Here is a 16,779-nt window from a genome sequence, read left to right on the forward strand (position 1 = left end):
CGTATTTTTTCGTATAAGAATCAGAATTTAACTTTTCGCCCTATATATCTCAGCTATTCCTCTCGCAGTCAGCGATATTTTGGCAAACAAATTGCTAGATTATGTTTTATTTGCCGACACTAACAGTTTATGATATAATGATTAAGGTTTTAATACTATGCAGTAGTAAAGAAACTAGCATTTAAACTAACTTACTAAATTCAAAGAGAATTAAATTGTACCTTAAATGACTTCGTCTTACATAGATACAATTAAACTTAATATAATAAAGGAGAATAAGAAGAATGAAGAATCTTATTATACCAGATGGTTACCAACCAGCTATAGACATAAGAGAAACTGAAATTGCAATCAAAGATGTAAAAGACTTTTTTGAACGCGAATTAGCAAAAGAATTAAACCTTACAAGAGTATCTGCTCCCTTGTTTGTAAAACCAGAAACAGGTCTTAACGATAATCTTAACGGTGTAGAACGCCCGGTAAGTTTTGGAATCAAAGAGCAAAATGATGCTAATGTAGAAATCGTACATTCTTTAGCAAAATGGAAACGTCTTGCATTACAACGTTACAATTTTTCTGTTGAAGAAGGTCTATATACAGATATGAACGCAATCCGTCGTGATGAAGATACTGATAACATTCACTCTATCTTCGTAGATCAATGGGACTGGGAAAAAATTATTAGCAAAGAAGATCGTACAATGGAGACATTACAATCTGTTGTTAAAAATGTATATAATTCATTTAAAGCTACGGAAACTTTTATCTGTAACAAATATACATACGTAACTCCTACATTACCAGAAGAAATTGCATTCGTTACAACACAAGAGTTAGAAGATATGTACCCAAATTGTACAGCCAAAGAAAGAGAATACAACATCGCGAAATTAAAGGGTGCTGTTTTCATTATGCAAATTGGTGGTGCATTAAATTCAGGAGAGCGTCATGATGGTCGTGCACCTGACTACGATGATTGGACATTAAACGGAGATATCATTTTCTATTATTCTGTTCTTGATATTGCCCTAGAGCTTTCTTCTATGGGTATTCGTGTTGACGAAGATGCACTTCGTAAACAACTTGAAATCAGTGGATGTACAGAACGTGCTGAATTACCATTCCAAAAAGCATTATTAAATGGAGAATTACCATATACAATTGGTGGTGGTATCGGTCAATCAAGAATCTGTATGTTCTTCCTTCGCAAAGCACATATTGGAGAGGTTCAAGCATCAATCTGGCCAGAAGATATCATGGAATGTGCAGCGAAAAACAATATTGCATTATTGTAATTAACAAAGAGCAATCCTAGGAGCTTAGCCAAATGCTCCACTGGGAAACTTCAACATAATATATAACAAAAATATAGGCTACTTACAGATAACTTAAACTCTGCAAGTAGCCTATATTTTATATAACAACACCTAATATAACTTACCCAATTAATCCAAGATGCTCAACTAAAATTTTAAGACCTATAATAATCAAGATTGTTCCACCAAATAATTCTGCTTTTGACTTATACTTTGTACCAAATACATTACCAATCTTTACACCAACGAAAGATATCACAAATGTAGTAATACCAATTAAAGCAACTGCTGCAACAATTTGAACCTTTAAGAAGGCAAATGTGATACCAACAGCAAGAGCATCAATACTTGTTGCTACTGCTAAAACCGTAACATATTTAAGATTAAACTTCTTGTCCTCTTTTTTCTCATCTTCCTCACCAAGGGCTTCCCTAATCATATTACCACCGATAATTGCAAGTAAGACAAAGGCAATCCAGTGGTCAACAGAAGTAATGTACTGTTGAAAATTCTTTCCTAATAGATATCCAATTACAGGCATTCCAGCTTGAAATCCACCAAAGAAAAGTGCTAATATACCTGCACGTTTTACATCTAGTTTTTTCATAGAAAGACCTTCACAGATTGATACCGCAAACGCATCCATTGATAATCCTACTGCTAATAAAAATAATTCCAAAAAGCTCATGTTTTTTATCCTTCTTTCTTGTTTTTTAGAGGTAGCACGCTAAATTCATTGAATCTGAATATATAGTAACAAACTAGCACATAGCATCTTATATTAACTATAATTCAAATTTTTAATTATCAGTGACATAGAAAAAGACTTGTCTGCAACAAAAATATTGCAGACAAGTCTCATTATTTAAAATAAAGCCAGATGTTCTCCATCAGTATGTTGACTTTATTACACTACGTGCTAACTACTCCCTTATCTTCATAACCATATAAAAGTACTTTTTATAACTTTCTATTTTCATAAATTATAATAAATATCGACATGCTTGTCAAGTTTTGTTCTATAATCAGTTAATTAAAAACCTATTTGACAATATCCTATCAACTATGATATAGTAACTTTATAAAATCTTGAAAGGATGGTGTTGTATGTTATTGGTTGATAAAATGGTGATTACGAATTAAATAGTAATGATGAGACGATTGCAGATTCCTGCTCGTATTCTGCCCTTTTATAGAGCCACATACAATATCTTTATATATTACGTGTAAAGTAAGGTTGAAGGTGTGTTTCTTTCAATCTTTTTTTGCGTCTTTTTTAGGATAACTATGTCAATATAAACTCCATTTAAATTGGCACTATCATCCCAAGTCAACGCTACCAGTTTAGACTTTTCTTAAAGTCTATTATTGGCATTTGTCTGCAACTCTCTTATCATTCTCATCAATCGTAATCCCATATCTTTTTGTTATGGTAACTTATCTAGGACTATGCCCTTCAAGTTACTCATTATGTTACACAACTATAATATATTAGAAAAGAAGGATTATGAAATGAATACAAATAAAATCAAAACTCTTGATACAAACCTACTAACACTAGAATTCGATAAGATACTATCAAAATTAACAGAATATGCAGTAAGTGATTTTGCAAAAGAGAATCTAGCTTCTCTACGCCCTTATTTAAAAGAGGACGAAGCTCGTCGTAAGATGGCTGAGACAACAGAAGGAAGAAAACTCTTTGATTATCTTGGTAATCCACCATTATCAGCTATGCAGAACTTGAAAGATATCTTACTACTATGCGAGCAAGATGGTATTCTACTACCAGAACAACTTACAACCGTTATACAATTCATAACAAGCTGTAAACGCTTAAAACGCTATTTAGAGCGAGGTAATGATTTGCAACTTTCACTAACCTCTTATGCCTATTCAATTGATACACTGGATGCACTATATGAAGAATTGAACAAATCCATTTACAATAATCAAATAGATGACAGTGCATCAACAGAGTTAAGAAACATAAGACGAAAAATTGAAAGTTCACAAACTGCTATTAAGCAAAAATTAGAATCACTACTACGCAGCAAACGTGAATACTTTACTGACACGTATGTCTCAACAAGAAATGGTCACTCAGTACTTCCAGTAAAGAGAGAATACAAACACCAAGTAAGCGGTAGTGTTATAGACATGTCTGCCACAGGCTCTACTTACTTTATAGAGCCAACTATAGTATCCAAACTGCAAGAAGAGATTTCTTCTCTTCACATAATGGAAGATAATGAAATCCGTAAGATTCTCTATATCCTTACTTCCTTCGTACTAGAATCCAAGGATGCCCTACGTATGAATATAGAGATTATGGAAAGCCTTGATGTTATATTTGCAAAAACTAAGTTAAGTGCAGATTTGAATGCGCAGGAAGTAACGTTAACAACAGCTCCAACGATTCATATTGAAAGCGGGAAACATCCACTTCTAAATCCAAATGAATGTGTACCACTTACATTTCACATGGATGAAGAGACGATCGGAATTGTTATTACTGGGCCAAACACAGGCGGAAAAACCGTAGCACTTAAAACAGTAGGGCTGCTCTCAACAATGGCACAATGCGGTCTGCACATCCCAGCTCAAAACAGTAGTGTAATTGCAATGCACAATATGGTCCTATGCGATATTGGAGATGGGCAAAGTATCACCCAAAACCTATCCACCTTCTCTGCTCATATTACAAACGTTATCCACATTCTACAGACCGCAACTGTGGAAAGTCTTGTACTCCTAGACGAACTAGGTTCTGGAACAGACCCTGCGGAAGGAATGGGAATTGCCATATCAATACTTGAAGAACTTCGCTCGATTCCATGTAGATTTGTTGCTACCACTCATTACCCAGAGGTAAAAGAATATGTAGCCCAAACAGAAGGATTAATAAATGCTCGAATGACATTTGACCGTGAAAGTTTACGTCCATTGTATCAACTAATTATAGGAGAAGCTGGTGAAAGTTGCGCTCTATATATAGCCAAACAACTTGGATTACCTGACCATATGTTAGATATCGCAAAATATTATGCTTACCATGAAACAACACAAACTCAAACAGGCAGTTCCCCTATAAATGAACCCTTTACAAAAAAAACAGCACTCCCCACAACTCCACTACGCCAATTGAAAAACCAACCTAGCACGACACAACTAGTAAAAACAAATCCTAAAAAGCTAGAGAAAAACAACGGTAACAAATATCATATTGGAGACAGTGTTATCGTGTATCCTCAGAAGATTCTAGGTCTTGTATATGAACCAACTCCTAATTTCAAAGGAGAAATATGTGTACAGATTCGTGGTAAGAAACAGCTTGTTAACCATAAACGTATTAAATTAAAAACATCTGCTGCCGACCTATATCCAGCTGATTACGATTTTTCTGTTATATTTGATAGTGTAGAACTTAGAAAAACTCGCCATCAGGACAATCGTGTATATAAGAAAAATTCAGGGGTTGAAGTTGATATTGAGTAAGCGGAAATGATTTATTTTATTAAATAAGTGCATCGCCATAGCTTTACTACAAACTAAAAACTGTCACAAAATGAATATTCCAATTTCATTTTGTGACAGTTTTTAAATTAATTTTAAACAACATATATTTATTTAAACATACTTAAAGTTACATATAAAAGAGACATTTTAGTCATCTTCTCTCATTATAATAACTTTCTAAGAAGTGGCTCTAATATAACGCCTTCCCTCTTATCATAGTCATATTTCATACTTTCCTCTAAACATTCTACTACAAAGGAATGCGCTCTCTTGCACGCCTGCAAAATACTATCTCCTTGTAAGACAGCACCACAAAATACTCCTGCAAAAATATCACCTGTCCCATGATAAGACTTACTGCACTTTTGAAAAGACAAGATATCGATGTTATCTTCATCAACAATTGCAATTCCAATTTCTTCGTTGTTACTAAGCGGAATACTTGTAATTATTGCATTTTTAACAGTAAAACGCTCCAGCTTCTTATGCCATGGATATGTTGCAGCATCTTTATTATTATAAATAACATTCATATCTTCCTCAAGCAATAAGCAATACTCTGTAAAATTAGGAAGAATAATATCAGCATAAGATAATACCATACGCATCTGCGACACATACTCCATCGTAAAATTAGAGTAACATGAACCGTTATCACCAAATATAGGGTCTAAAATAATTGTTACTTCTGGATTTACTTCTCTATAATTAATTAAAAATTGTTTTACTTCCTTAATTCTTTCCTCTGTTCCAAGATAACCAACAAATATCATATCAAACGTAACATTCTGCTCTATATAATGTGTAAGACAGCCTGTCATATATCCATCTATTTTCTGTACATAAGGCTTCCCATATCCACCTGTATGAGTCGATAATAACATTGTAGGAACTTGACAAACTTCGAATCCCATAATACTTAGAATTGGTACAATATTGGTCATGGCAGCCTTGCCAACTCCACATATATCATGTATAACTGCAATTTTCTTCACTGGTTTCATATTCTATTTTAATAACCATGCCTTTCTTATAACTTGAAAACTATGTGCCATAGACTTCACACCTATCTCTTCTCAAGCATCGTACCAATTGTAATAGACTCATCAAAAACAAAATTCTTCTTTTCCTTTAAGCGCAATAGGTAGATATCATTATGGATGTGCTCTGATATGATTGATACCATCAAGCTATTCTGCGTTACCGTACCAAGAAATTCAGGACGATCTTTATAAGCATCCGCAATCAAAGTAATATTCAAATCCGTTACAAGCATCATTCTTGTCGGATGACCTTCTGTACACTCACCTCTATAATGGGAATAGAATTCAATATCAAGCCCATCACAATTTAGATTTGCAAATGAAAACACAACAATACGAACACCACGTTTTTTCAAAATCTTAAATTCCTTATCAAATAAATGAAGGGAAAAATCCGTATTCATATATACTTCTTTTTTGGCTTGTAACAGTAACTCTCTTGCCTTTGCGATAACATTATCTAATCCTTTTAAATTAAAAAACTGTTCTTGTCCTGAATCTTTCGCAATATTTTTTAATTTTAATTGTGCTTCTTCTGCATTTTCAGAGAATTGGCGCTTTAATTTAGGTATTAATGTATCTGGATTCTCTGCTCGATATACAAGAGGTTCTCCTGATAATAACATAAGAATGCCTCTCTCATGCATACTATCTAGAACAGAATATACGCTTGATCTTGATATATGAATTTTCTTAGCTATCTGATAGCCTGTTAATTCTCCACTTTCAAGTAACGTGATATATATTTGCGCCTCTAATTTTGTAAAATGTAAATTACATAAACTCGTTATTAACTCTTCCAAAATAGTTCCTCCAAAATGATAGTCGTACAACTCATACCACTATTATAAAATAATTTCTATATTTGTCAATTTATTTCTATCAATACATTTATCTATCTATCAATTTATTCTTAATCATATTCTAATACAATACTTATCGTTTCATTAAGAAACAGTCCTTCAAATATGCTATACTACCTTCATCGAACTTAATGAGGGAATACTTACAAACTATATTTTAACCACAAAGAAAGAGGTATGGAAATGAAAAATGTTAATGAAGAAATGTCGTCTTATCAAAGACAAACAAAACAGATTACGTTTATAACAAAAGTTGTAGCTGCTGTAATTCTTTTTTTAATTATAGTCTTTAATTCAGTCTACACAATTAACGAACAAGAACAAGGTGTTATTACAACACTTGGCAAAGCAACAACAGTTGTAGGACCCGGTTTAAATTTTAAAATTCCATTTATTCAGAATGTACATAAAATCGATACTACAATTCGTGGCTTTTCTATTGGTTATGACCAAGATAGCAATGAATCCAACTACTATGAATCTATGATGATTACAAATGATTTTAACTTCGTAAATGTAGATTTTTATGTTGAATATAAGGTAAGTGATCCAACTAGATATCTATATGGCTCACAGCAACCTGTTAGTATTCTCAAGAATATTTCTCAAAGTTGTATCCGTACTGTGGTAGGCAGTTACAAAGTCGATAGCGTATTAACAGATGGTAAGAGTGAAATCCAATCTGAAATAAAAGAAATGATTCTAGCAAAATTAGAAAACCAAGACCTTGGATTACAATTAATAAATATTACGATTCAAGATGCAGAACCACCAACAACAGAGGTAATGCAAGCATTTAAATCCGTTGAAACTGCTAAGCAACAGAAAGAAACTATCATTAATAATGCTCAAAAATATCGAAACGAAAAATTACCTGCTGCCGAAGCAGACGTTGATAACATTTTACAAGAAGCAAATACAAAGAAAACACAACGTATCAATGAAGCACAAGGGCAAGTTGCTATGTTTAATGCAATGTATAAGGAGTATGTTAAGAACCCAGAGATTACGAAAAAAAGAATGTTCTATGAAGCAATGGAAGATTTACTACCTTCCTTAGAAGTTATTATTGATAGTGGTTCTGGTGATATTCAAAAAATCCTTCCACTTGATAGCTTTACAGGAACAAACTCAACAAATAAAAATACTACTTCAGATGATAATCAATAATACAGGGAGGACATTTACATGAAAAAAATTATTATAGGCGTTGTTGCTCTTTTAGCTGTTATAACACTATCACAAAGTATAGTTATAACAAGAGAAGATGAATACAGTGTAGTTAAGCAATTTGGTAAAATTAAAAATACACGAACAGAAGCAGGTATCTCATTTAAAGTACCATTTATACAATCAACACAAAAGATACCAAGTAACATCCTATTGTATGATCTATCAACATCTGATGTTATCACAAAGGATAAGAAAACAATGATTACAGATAGTTATGTTACATGGCAAATTTCTGATCCAGTTACCTTTGCCCAAACATTAAATGCTTCCGTAACAAACGCAGAAAGCCGTATCGATATTGCCGTTTATAATGCAATGAAAACAATTATTGGTAGTATGAGTCAGAATGACTTAATAACAAGCCGTGATGGAGAACTAAGTACAAAAGTTTTCTCTAATATCGGAAGTACTATGAATCAATACGGAATCAGATTATTAACTGTTGAAACCAAACATCTTGATCTTCCTGATAGTAACAAGGAAGCCGTATATGAACGTATGATTTCTGAACGTGAAAACATTGCAACTACATATACTGCCGAAGGTAATTCAGAAGCCAATCAAATCAAGAATACAACAAACAATGAAATTAATGTTATGTTATCCAATGCTAATCTTAAAGCTGATAAACTTATTGCCGAAGGCGAAGCTGAGTATATGAAAATACTTGAAGAGGCTTATTCTAATAAAGAACGCAGTGATTTCTACTCCTATGTACGTTCCTTAGATGCAGCGAAGCAAGCACTTTCTGGTAGTAATAAAACACTAATTTTATCAAAAGATTCACCAATTGCTCAAATATTTTATCAGGATTAAAAACACAAGTAAAATCGTTTTCTAACATATAAAACCTAAAATGACAGCACTAATTTGAAAAACAATTCAAAATGGTGCTGTCATTACTGTTTTTAATCTTTCAATATCCTAAACTTTACGTTAACTCTTATAACCTATAGTTAACAATTTTTATTTAGAATATAATTAAGTAATTTATATATTTACACACTAAAAGAATTGATTGCATTGATAAAAAAGAATTATATTAGAAAACTAATTAAAATAAATAAAGGAATTACCTTTGATAATAAATTAAGATTATAAATAGTTATTAAGAATTGCTAGATTTAAGCATTCAACATATGTACCAGATATGGTGTGGTTTTGCCATATAAATTGCATTAATTTACATTATTATACACCTTTTTATGACTAAAGTCTAGTACTTTTTTACTATTTACTTGTTAAATCAAGACATATTTTATCACTTTTTCAAGCATTTTACCAAATCACATGTCTTTCTATCTATATATCTTAATCTACAATTCTCGACTTCTCTTCTCTCTAATTTAATCTTCTCATCACTTGTGCAAAGACTTCTGCAATATCCTCACTAATAATTAAATCAGCCTTTGAATCTGCTGGTGTTGTAGTTTTATTAATTACAACCATGTTTTTTCCCTTAAAATACTGAATCAGTCCTGCTGCTGGATACACAACCAAAGAAGTTCCACCTATTATTAAAGTGTCCGCTTCTGAAATAGCTTGCACCGCATTTGATACTGTGTCCTCATCTAATCCCTCTTCATATAATACGACATCAGGCTTTATTACTCCACCACATGCTTCACACGTTGGAATTCCTTTTGAATTAACTATATAATCTCCATTATAGAATGTTTTACATTGCATACAATAGTTACGATGAACAGACCCATGAAGCTCATATACGGCTTTACTTCCTGCCATTTGATGTAAGCCATCTATATTTTGTGTTACGATAGCTTTTAGTTTTTCTATAGCTTCTAATTCTGCTAATGCTATATGACATGCGTTCGGTTTTGCATCTGGATACACTAGCTTCTCCTTATAGAATTCATAAAAGTCCTCTGGATAGCGCATAAAAAATGTATGAGATACCAATTGCTCTGGTGTAAAGGAACGGTTTAATCGTTTACTAAATAGACCATTCGAACTTCTGAAATCTGGTATATTAGAGGCTGTAGATACACCTGCACCACCGAAGAATACAATATTATTGCTTTCTTTAATTATATTAGATAATTGCTCTATCTTTTTCTTCATAAATATATCTAAGCCCCTTTTATAATAAATTCTAATTACTATTTAACAATGCTTATTACTTATCAAGTTATTTCCATTCTACCCACTTAGCTACATAAGATGCGATTTCTTCTGCAACCTTTTTATGCGTAATTGCACTCGGATGACAATGTACAGCCACCCCATCCTTTTCATCCTGCAACGGTAATCTAATATATCTTATCTTGTTATCTCCAGCAGCTTGTCTAATCAAAACCTGTTCCTGCTCAATCTCACATAATTCTTCATTCATGCTACCAAGTACACCAAGAATATACGCATTTGGATTCTTTGCTCTAACCTTAACAAGAAACTTTTGATATTCACTCGCAAAATACTCTTGTCTCTCTTTTATTCCTCTCGTGTAGCTCGCATCATTCGTTCCGATGTTTATTACAACTACATCGGGAGTATATCTGCAATTATCCCAAACCTCAAACCATTCCTTTTGTAAAGACGATTCTAACTCCCCATCTGAATATTCATATAATGCAGGCATAATCCATCGATCTAAAAATGGCTCATTTATTGTTTCCTCTACATAATTCGTAATAATTCCAATACCACTCCAACTAACTAATTGAAACTCTGCATCAAGTAATCTTGCAGTCTGGCATGCGTAAGCAAGCATCGGATTCTCTTCCATTGTTGTAAATATATCGGAATCACTTGCCCCTTCAACTCCATAACCGCAAGTAATTGAATCTCCTATAAACTCTATTCTTCTTGTTTTTCTGGCAGGTGGTGCTAACACTTCTCCATCTAACAGAATAGACTGAAATCCTAATTTACTAAATGCTGCTTCTGAATACTTCATAAGGCGAATTGTCACTTCCTGCGTCGACGCAGATTCAAAAACAGTAACTGTTTCCTGCTTATTCGTCAATTCTATTCTCTTAACGGGTTCTTCGTTGTCATTAATAAATATCGCTAAACAAGCATGATAAATATCTTCTTTATCTTCCTTGTCCCTATATAAATCCGTTACTAACGAAAGATCCAGTCTTGTCCCCTTAAAACAAAACTCAATATAAGATGCCGAATATCCTAGATATAGAATATCTTCCTGCCATGTATGTCTACCAACTATATTAAATTGCTCTTTATTATCCAATACATTTATCATAGTATCAATTCCTGCTTCCTATTCTCTTTAAATAAGATATTGTTTATTTATAAATACTTTTATACGCTAGTTTTGTGACTTTCACTAACTAAAAACACCTGCTATATTCTTCATAGTTAGGCTACTAAATTCTTACTTTATAAAGCTTTAGCCATATATCTTTTTAGTTTTATATATTTCTAGTCTTATATATTTCTAGCCTTATCAACACAAGCCTTCACAGCTTCCATAACACTACTTCTAAAGCCTTCCTTCTCTAAAATACGAACCGCTTCAATTGTAGTTCCACCTGGAGAGCATACCATATCCTTTAATTCTCCTGGATGTTTTCCTGTCTCAAGAAGCATCTTCGCACTTCCAAGTACAGTCTGAGCCGCAAAATTATATGCCTTATCACGTGACATTCCTGCTGCAACAGCACCATCCGCTAACGCTTCAATAAACATAAACACATACGCTGGAGCACTACCACTTACACCAACAACTGCATCCATCAAATTCTCACTAACCACTTCAACTTTACCGAAACCAGCCAATACAGATTCCACTAAATCTGCATCCTCTTCTGTAACATTCTTGTTATAACACATAGCCGTAATACCTTCCCCTACTAAAGCTGGTGTGTTTGGCATAGTACGAACAATCTTTAATTCACGTCCAAACGCTGTTTTAAGCCCATCTAAGGTCTGTCCTGGCGCAATAGTAATAACAATCTGCTTATCAGTAATACTATCCTTAATTTCATTAATTACAGTCGCATAAAACTGTGGCTTAACGGAAAGTACAATCATATCTGATTTTTCAACTACTTCTTTATTATCCGTTGTAACTTGAATACCAAGTGTATTCTTTGCTGCCTCTAATGCCACCTGATTTAAATCCGAAGAGATAATATTCTCACTTCTAACAATACCATTCTTAATAATACCACCTAACATCGCATTTGCCATGTTACCACAACCTATAAATCCTAATCTCATTATATATATTCCATGCATAGTTGTTGCTTATCTGCTTACTATGTCCACTATTTCTATTACTTCTATTACAGACATCGTACTATGCATGACTCCTTTCTTTTTCCTATTAAATTCAAGTTCTATCATTACCATTAATTCTCTATAATTATGTTATATTTTAAACTCCAATCTATAAATGTGTCAATGCTTTTCCCTAAACAATCGTAATCTCTAGATTACTGTGAACGTTTTATGTGAGCAGTAACATCTCTGGAATACGGTCAGAGAGATAATTTATTGCCTTTTTATTGCTATCATTTAAATCAACTTCAATTGCTACTCCACCATAATAATTTTTCTTTTCTAACAATAGCTTTCCTTCTGGTGAATAAGCAAATGCTAATGGTATCTCTCCCTTATAATGAGAACATCCTATTACAAATACTTCATTTTCAATTGCTCTTGCTTTCGCTAACGTTGTCCACTGTTCATACTGTGTCTCATGATACATCCCAGTTCCAATAATATTAACCAATAACACAGGTGACTCATTCGCCATAATCCTCGCTACCTCAGGAAAATGTATTTCATAGCAAATTGGAATTCCTATTTTCCCGAATTTCGTATTGATACAATGAATTTTGTTACCACCTTTTTTTCCTTTTTCTCGTTCCCCTTTTGTTAATACACACTTTGCATATTCTCCGATTATTACTCCATTATCTATTATTAATGCCTTTTCAAATGTTCCCTCTAGTGATTGTTCTTTATATCCTGTAATTACAAACTTTTTGCTCTCACATATAATTTTTAAAGCCTCCTCTAAAAATGTATCATGCAAAAATCCTTCTGGAAACACATAAATATCTGCTTCTTCACTATACAAAAAGCTTTTTAATTCCTGTAACTCATTATCTTTTATAGGAATTGCAATTAGTATTTTTGTTTTCATATGTATTTTTTCTCCCCCCTGTAATATGATGTATCGACATAACGCAATGTTATTTTAGTATACATGATATTACCACGCTGTAATACTAATAGATACGTCTTAAAACAAATGAATTTGTCTATGTATATAAAAAGTGTTATCAATCTACTAAAAAAGAAGTGCTGAAAATCAACACTCCCTTTTTTAATTACTTGAACCTCAGCTTAAAAATTTGAATCCAAATGACTTAACCACTTTATTATTTAAGTTATCAGTACAATCACCTGTAAGTTCGTTATACCTTGGGTTTGTTATACGCTTAACTCATATTTATAATCTGTAAACTCTAAATCCGTTCCAGATTTTTTATATGTATGCTCTCCAACTACCTCAAAACCAAACTTTTTAACAATCGTATTAGACGCTACATTATCCTTGTTAACATTAACTGTAATCTTTTTTGCTCCATGCTGTTTCGCATACTCTATCATTCCGTTTACCATCTCTGTAGCATAACCATTATTCCAATACATTCTGTGAACGCAATAGGCAATATCATATACAGTACCATCTTTGCTCGGAATAAAACTACATGTACCTATTCTTTCATGTGATTCCCTTAATTCCGATATCAAATAAAAACACGTATTATGCTCACCCAATTCTTCAATTTGTTTCAGATATGCTTCATCAATATCTTCCAACGTCGGATCAGGTAGATATTCACCCATCTCTGGGTCATTCCATATACTAATAGCGAACCTTGCATCATCTTTTGTAAATCCTCTTATGTATAAGCGTTGTGTTTCTATTTGTTGTATTTTCATTTTTGAATATACCTTTTATAAGCAAAATGTTTTTCCAATATCTCATATGAATCTTGGAAAAGTTTTTTTACGATATAGTAAAATTATCGTTTTCATCACCTCCTGCTTAATCCCCTTAATTATTATCTATGCTCTTTCTAAATTATCAATTTGCTCTTGTAACTTCTCTATTTCGTCCTTATAATATGTAATTTCTTCTTCCAATTCTACAATTCTATCTTTACAACTTTGGATTGCTTCATTATTTGCTGTAAGTAAATCGTCTCTTTGATTTATTTGGTATTCTGCATCATCTCCATATGCAATAGCTTCTTCGCATTCAGCAATTCTATCAAGTGAGTCTTGCTCCCACTCTTCTATACTATTCTTATTGTTAGATATTCTCTCATTAGCATCTTGAATTAAGCTTTGATACCTCTTCACCTCTTCCTTTAAATTATTTATCTTATCCTGTTTTTCATTTTCTGCTTTATTATTATCAACCTGTTGTTTGTTTTCCTCAAGTATTTTTTTCTGTTCGTCTTCATCTTTTGTATATTCCTCATAAATATCTGTTCCATTTTGTTTTAAATATAGCTTATTATTATCCAATTTAAATATATATTCATATGTGTATTTATCATTAGAAATAATTTGTAAATGATTTTCATCATATATTCTATATGTATATGTCATATTATTTATTGAACAATTTTGAACATCCACAAATGAAATTATGTCTGTATATTGATTCATCCAAAGTCCAATAATTTTTTTATTTGAATTTTCTTTAGCACAACCTTCCAAAAAACAACATACCATAATTATCAACACAATGCTATAACTAAATTTTCTTTTCATATTTTTCTCCCTATAATACATTTCTTACATATTATCACGAAATTCATTGTTATTCAATTATTTCTATCAGACTATTGTTTTTTTTATGAACTGCAGTTAAACTAAATCTAAAAAGTTTCTTTTTGCAAACTATGTATAAAATTTATAGAGGAGTAAGAACCATGCAAATAAACTATAAATGTTTTCCCTGCTTAGTTAATCAAATCGTCAAAATTACCGACATTATTACCGTTGAAGATAAAGAACAGTTGTTTCATACTGTTTTTGAATATCTTAGTAAAGTTGATTTTAACAAAACTAATCCTGAAATAATCGGATCAACTTTTGACTTATTAAAAAAGCATACTCAAAATAATGATCCCTATATTGAAATACGAAAATATTATAATACCATGTTTCAAGACATGCTAAGCACATTTGAGGAACATATAAATCAGAGTTCTAATCCATTAAAGCAAGCACTTAAATATGCTGCACTAGCAAATATAATTGATTTTAACCCTATCCATAATAATAAATTAGAAGATATTATGACACATTTTAATAATGTTGAAAATCAAAACTTTGTTATTGATCATTCTGATATATTAATAGAGGGTCTTCAATCATGTAAGTCACTTCTCTATCTTGGTGATAATTGCGGCGAGATTTGTCTAGATAAACTACTCATAAAGAAAATAAAGGAACTTAATCCCTCTATTACTATCTTCTTTGGCGTAAGAGGTGAGCCTGTTATTAACGACTCCATAGAAGAAGATGCATATTCTGTTGGAGTTGATGAATATGCTAAGATAATCAGTAACGGTGATAACTCACTAGGCACTGTACTTAATAGAGTCAGTTCTGATTTTATTAAAATCTATCAAAATGCTGATATTATAATTTCGAAAGGACAAGCTAACTATGAAAGCTTGAGTAATGAAAAAGACAAAAATATTTTTTATTTACTTATTACTAAATGTCAGGTAATTGCAAACGATATTGGTACTGATGTAGATTCATTAATCTGTAAGTCTTCTCTTAAATAAATATATTTTTTGTGATTATCCCTTTATAAAATAAATTCTTGTATAAAAAAAGAAGTGCTGATTTTTCAACACTTCTTTTTCCTAATTACTGAGACATCGGGGGTTCGAACCCCGGACAACTTGATTAAAAGTCAAGTGCTCTACCAACTGAGCTAATATCCCATATTTAATTGTATTTATTATGTTTTTCCATAACAAATGCCCAGAGCCGGAATCGAACCAGCGACACGAGGATTTTCAGTCCTCTGCTCTACCGACTGAGCTATCTGGGCATAGAAAACAATATTTTGTTTTCAGATTGCGGGGGCAGGATTTGAACCTACGACCTTCGGGTTATGAGCCCGACGAGCTTCCAGACTGCTCCACCCCGCGACAATAATTATACTATATTAAACTTTTTTTAAGCAATTTATAATTGCTAATGGAAGGAGAAGGATTCGAACCTTCGAAAGCGTAGCTAACAGATTTACAGTCTGCCCCCTTTGGCCACTCGGGAACCCTTCCATATTTAACCCCTAAGATTACTCTTTGAAGTAGAGCCGACGATCGGACTTGAACCGATAACCTGCTGATTACAAGTCAGCTGCTCTGCCAATTGAGCCACGTCGGCATTAATGGGACCAACAGGGCTCGAACCTGTGACCCCCTGCTTGTAAGGCAGGTGCTCTCCCAGCTGAGCTATGATCCCATGGGATATTATAAACGATTGTCTATAATAAGTATTTTATTTTATTTAATTTTATCATCACATTTCTGTGACGACCCAGAAGGGACTCGAACCCTCGACCTCCGCCGTGACAGGGCGGCGCTCTAACCAACTGAGCCACTAGGCCATTAAAAGCACTATTGTACTTTCAAAACTACACATTGAATTTAGACATTTCATTTGGTTAAGCCCTCGACCTATTAGTAACAGTCAACTACATGTGTTACCACACTTCCATCTCTGTCCTATCTACCTGATCGTCTTTCAGGGGTCTTACTAGCTTGTGCT

General features: G+C 32.9%; 14 protein-coding genes, 7 tRNA genes and 1 rRNA gene. 5 read left to right on the plus strand and 17 right to left on the minus strand.

The genetic code is table 11. The features are described from left to right. The first annotated feature begins 284 nt into the window (after positions 1–284). Positions 285–1,295 (plus strand): aspartate--ammonia ligase, encoded by a 1,011-nt coding sequence (gene asnA, locus RMR19_RS20455; protein ID WP_310605365.1) that lies wholly within the window; start codon positions 285–287, stop codon positions 1,293–1,295. Between the two features lie 142 nt (positions 1,296–1,437). On the opposite strand, the gene RMR19_RS20460 is transcribed toward asnA, so the two are convergent. Further along, positions 1,438–2,004 carry a manganese efflux pump MntP gene (locus tag RMR19_RS20460; protein WP_310605366.1) on the minus strand — a complete coding sequence of 189 codons (567 nt, stop codon included), beginning with the start codon at positions 2,002–2,004 and terminating at the stop codon, positions 1,438–1,440. Between the two features lie 824 nt (positions 2,005–2,828). On the opposite strand from RMR19_RS20460, the gene RMR19_RS20465 reads away from it, so the two are divergent. Next, the gene (locus RMR19_RS20465; RefSeq protein ID WP_310605367.1) at positions 2,829–4,814 is read left to right on the plus strand and encodes an endonuclease MutS2; all 1,986 of its coding nucleotides are present in this window, start codon (positions 2,829–2,831) and stop codon (positions 4,812–4,814) included. A gap of 185 nt (positions 4,815–4,999) precedes the next feature. Here the strand turns inward: RMR19_RS20465 and RMR19_RS20470 are convergent, their stop codons facing one another. Further along, complete coding sequence (locus RMR19_RS20470; protein ID WP_310605368.1) at positions 5,000–5,839, minus strand: pyridoxamine kinase; 840 nt, start codon at positions 5,837–5,839, stop codon at positions 5,000–5,002. A gap of 62 nt (positions 5,840–5,901) precedes the next feature. Then, positions 5,902–6,681 carry a TrmB family transcriptional regulator gene (locus RMR19_RS20475; RefSeq protein ID WP_310605369.1) on the minus strand — a complete coding sequence of 260 codons (780 nt, stop codon included), beginning with the start codon at positions 6,679–6,681 and terminating at the stop codon, positions 5,902–5,904. 243 nt (positions 6,682–6,924) lie between these two features. Between RMR19_RS20475 and hflK the strand changes: the two genes are divergently transcribed. After that, positions 6,925–7,911: an FtsH protease activity modulator HflK gene (gene hflK, locus RMR19_RS20480; RefSeq protein WP_310605370.1), complete on the plus strand. Its 987-nt coding sequence runs from the start codon at positions 6,925–6,927 to the stop codon at positions 7,909–7,911. 18 nt (positions 7,912–7,929) lie between these two features. Beyond that, complete coding sequence (hflC, locus tag RMR19_RS20485; protein WP_310605371.1) at positions 7,930–8,790, plus strand: protease modulator HflC; 861 nt, start codon at positions 7,930–7,932, stop codon at positions 8,788–8,790. Positions 8,791–9,315: 525 nt separating this feature from the next. On the opposite strand, the gene RMR19_RS20490 is transcribed toward hflC, so the two are convergent. From RMR19_RS20490 to RMR19_RS20515, 6 genes are all read right to left on the minus strand, one after another. Further along, a complete protein-coding gene (locus tag RMR19_RS20490; RefSeq protein WP_310605372.1) occupies positions 9,316–10,056 on the minus strand; it encodes an NAD-dependent protein deacylase in 741 nt (246 codons plus the stop codon). Positions 10,057–10,123: 67 nt separating this feature from the next. Further along, a complete protein-coding gene (locus tag RMR19_RS20495; protein ID WP_310605373.1) occupies positions 10,124–11,200 on the minus strand; it encodes an SGNH/GDSL hydrolase family protein in 1,077 nt (358 codons plus the stop codon). Positions 11,201–11,385: 185 nt separating this feature from the next. Continuing rightward, positions 11,386–12,180, minus strand: coding sequence for a pyrroline-5-carboxylate reductase (gene proC, locus RMR19_RS20500; RefSeq protein ID WP_310605374.1), 795 nt, complete (start codon positions 12,178–12,180; stop codon positions 11,386–11,388). 229 nt (positions 12,181–12,409) lie between these two features. Then, positions 12,410–13,111 (minus strand): carbon-nitrogen hydrolase family protein, encoded by a 702-nt coding sequence (locus tag RMR19_RS20505; protein ID WP_310605375.1) that lies wholly within the window; start codon positions 13,109–13,111, stop codon positions 12,410–12,412. 290 nt (positions 13,112–13,401) lie between these two features. Continuing rightward, a complete protein-coding gene (locus RMR19_RS20510; RefSeq protein ID WP_310605376.1) occupies positions 13,402–13,917 on the minus strand; it encodes a GNAT family N-acetyltransferase in 516 nt (171 codons plus the stop codon). Between the two features lie 126 nt (positions 13,918–14,043). Then, the gene (locus RMR19_RS20515; protein WP_310605377.1) at positions 14,044–14,757 is read right to left on the minus strand and encodes a hypothetical protein; all 714 of its coding nucleotides are present in this window, start codon (positions 14,755–14,757) and stop codon (positions 14,044–14,046) included. A 161-nt stretch (positions 14,758–14,918) separates the two neighbouring features. On the opposite strand from RMR19_RS20515, the gene RMR19_RS20520 reads away from it, so the two are divergent. Then, entirely contained in the window at positions 14,919–15,785 is an 867-nt protein-coding gene (locus tag RMR19_RS20520; protein ID WP_310605378.1) for a damage-control phosphatase ARMT1 family protein, read from the plus strand. Positions 15,786–15,874: 89 nt separating this feature from the next. Here RMR19_RS20520 and RMR19_RS20525 read toward each other — a convergent pair. The 8 genes from RMR19_RS20525 to RMR19_RS20560 form a co-directional block, all read right to left on the minus strand. Further along, positions 15,875–15,947: transfer RNA gene (locus RMR19_RS20525), tRNA-Lys, on the minus strand. A gap of 37 nt (positions 15,948–15,984) precedes the next feature. After that, positions 15,985–16,057, minus strand: a tRNA-Phe gene (locus RMR19_RS20530). A 26-nt stretch (positions 16,058–16,083) separates the two neighbouring features. Then, positions 16,084–16,157, minus strand: a tRNA-Met gene (locus tag RMR19_RS20535). A gap of 50 nt (positions 16,158–16,207) precedes the next feature. Beyond that, a tRNA-Tyr gene (locus tag RMR19_RS20540) sits at positions 16,208–16,289 on the minus strand. A 33-nt stretch (positions 16,290–16,322) separates the two neighbouring features. Further along, a tRNA-Thr gene (locus RMR19_RS20545) sits at positions 16,323–16,395 on the minus strand. 5 nt (positions 16,396–16,400) lie between these two features. After that, positions 16,401–16,473 (minus strand) — tRNA-Val (locus RMR19_RS20550). 71 nt (positions 16,474–16,544) lie between these two features. Continuing rightward, positions 16,545–16,618 (minus strand) — tRNA-Asp (locus RMR19_RS20555). A 53-nt stretch (positions 16,619–16,671) separates the two neighbouring features. Then, positions 16,672–16,779: ribosomal RNA gene (locus RMR19_RS20560) — 23S ribosomal RNA — on the minus strand; the annotation flags it as partial.

It is taken from the genome of Anaerosporobacter sp., from assembly GCF_031551385.1.
Lineage (GTDB): Bacteria > Bacillota > Clostridia > Lachnospirales > Lachnospiraceae > Anaerosporobacter.

Bases quoted from the DNA above. Each gene is read 5' to 3' on its own strand.
- RMR19_RS20495 (WP_310605373.1), bottom strand. From the start codon at position 11,200: ATGATAAATGTATTGGATAATAAAGAGCAATTTAATATAGTTGGTAGA.
- hflK (WP_310605370.1), top strand. From the start codon at position 6,925: ATGAAAAATGTTAATGAAGAAATGTCGTCTTATCAAAGACAAACAAAA.
- asnA (WP_310605365.1), top strand. From the start codon at position 285: ATGAAGAATCTTATTATACCAGATGGTTACCAACCAGCTATAGACATA.
- RMR19_RS20465 (WP_310605367.1), top strand. From the start codon at position 2,829: ATGAATACAAATAAAATCAAAACTCTTGATACAAACCTACTAACACTA.
- RMR19_RS20510 (WP_310605376.1), bottom strand. From the start codon at position 13,917: ATGAAAATACAACAAATAGAAACACAACGCTTATACATAAGAGGATTT.
- RMR19_RS20505 (WP_310605375.1), bottom strand. From the start codon at position 13,111: ATGAAAACAAAAATACTAATTGCAATTCCTATAAAAGATAATGAGTTA.
- RMR19_RS20490 (WP_310605372.1), bottom strand. From the start codon at position 10,056: ATGAAGAAAAAGATAGAGCAATTATCTAATATAATTAAAGAAAGCAAT.
- hflC (WP_310605371.1), top strand. From the start codon at position 7,930: ATGAAAAAAATTATTATAGGCGTTGTTGCTCTTTTAGCTGTTATAACA.
- RMR19_RS20460 (WP_310605366.1), bottom strand. From the start codon at position 2,004: ATGAGCTTTTTGGAATTATTTTTATTAGCAGTAGGATTATCAATGGAT.
- RMR19_RS20470 (WP_310605368.1), bottom strand. From the start codon at position 5,839: ATGAAACCAGTGAAGAAAATTGCAGTTATACATGATATATGTGGAGTT.
- RMR19_RS20520 (WP_310605378.1), top strand. From the start codon at position 14,919: ATGCAAATAAACTATAAATGTTTTCCCTGCTTAGTTAATCAAATCGTC.
- RMR19_RS20515 (WP_310605377.1), bottom strand. From the start codon at position 14,757: ATGAAAAGAAAATTTAGTTATAGCATTGTGTTGATAATTATGGTATGT.
- proC (WP_310605374.1), bottom strand. From the start codon at position 12,180: ATGAGATTAGGATTTATAGGTTGTGGTAACATGGCAAATGCGATGTTA.